The sequence below is a fragment of the Amycolatopsis sp. SID8362 genome (assembly GCF_010550475.1).
GTDB classification, from domain to species: domain Bacteria; phylum Actinomycetota; class Actinomycetes; order Mycobacteriales; family Pseudonocardiaceae; genus Amycolatopsis; species Amycolatopsis eburnea.
This window is the reverse complement of the sequence record NZ_JAAGNB010001446.1, coordinates 1-1173: the sequence shown is the minus strand read 5'-3', so window position 1 is coordinate 1173 and position 1173 is coordinate 1. Positions and strand designations below refer to the sequence as shown.

Below are 1173 nucleotides of genomic sequence, written 5' to 3'. Positions count from 1 at the left end.
GGCTACCCGCTCCTGATCGGCGCGGCGGCCGCGACCCGGGACCCGGACGTCGTCGCCGGCCTGCTGGGGTCGCTGAGCCGGCTGCCCAACGAGCAGGATCCGGTCCGCCACGCCGCGCTCGCGGCCGTCGCCGCGCTCCCGGGCTGGCTCATGCGGTCAGCCGATCCGGCCACGCTGGTCAAGCTGGCCACCGATGCCGTCCAGGCCAGGGACGCGTCCTGGGGCACCCGCCAAGCGGTCGGCACCCTGGCCGTCACCCTCATCCGGCAGGGAACGCTCGCGGCGCGGCCCGGCCTGGTCGAAAGCGGACTGCGGATCCTGGAGCTGTCCGGTGGCCACGCGCACAGCCTCACCTTGCACCGGCTCGACCGGGACCTGCCCCGCGGCGCCGAGCAGGCCGTGTGGTCCACGCTGCGGCCGCTCGTCGCCGCCGACGCCCGCGCCGGCCGCTACCACCTGGTCCTTTCCCTGGCCGCCGGCCTGCACCGGCGCGCGTGGACCATGCCCGATCTCCAAGCCGCCGTGGGCGAAGCAACCGGCGCGGCCGACGACTCCACGGTGCGGTGGGCGCTCGAGCTGTGGCTGGCCCCGCCCGCGACCCGGGACGAACGCGTCGAGGCCGTGCTGCGGCACGACTCGTCCACGATCACGGTGACCGCGGTGGCGAACGCGGTCAGCGGACGCCGGACCGACCTGCTCGACCAGGTGCTGGACCGGCCACCGCAGGGCAGGTTCGTCGCCCGCGGCGTCCGGCTGGTGCCGGTGTTCGGCGGGTCGTTGCGGCACTGGCTGCCGCGTCAGGTCGCCCGGTACGCCGAGTCGCTGGCCGACCTCGCCACCGCGCCCCGCAAGGCGGTCTGGGAACGGGTCTCGGCCGTGAGCCGCCTGGCGAGCCTGCCCGGTACCCGTGTCGAGGACGTGCGGCCGTTCCTGCAGGACGACGAAGTCGCCGTGGTCGAAGCCGCGCTCGCCGGGCTGGCCTGGACCGACCGGCCCGGCGACGCACTGGGCACGTTGCTCGGCTACGCCGACACCGACCGCGCCCGGGTCGCGGTGTACGCGGCCGGCCGGGCCGCCCGCACCATCCCGCCTGCCGAGCTGGGGGCCGCACTCCGGCCGGTGCTGGCGGGGAAGAAGGTGACGTCGCGCAAGGAGGCGCTCCGGCTGCTCGCC

The 1173-nt window shown here is 76.4% G+C and carries 1 pseudogene; it reads left to right on the top strand.

The features are described from left to right. Positions 1–1173: pseudogene (locus G3I65_RS44455) on the top strand (hypothetical protein); the annotation flags it as partial.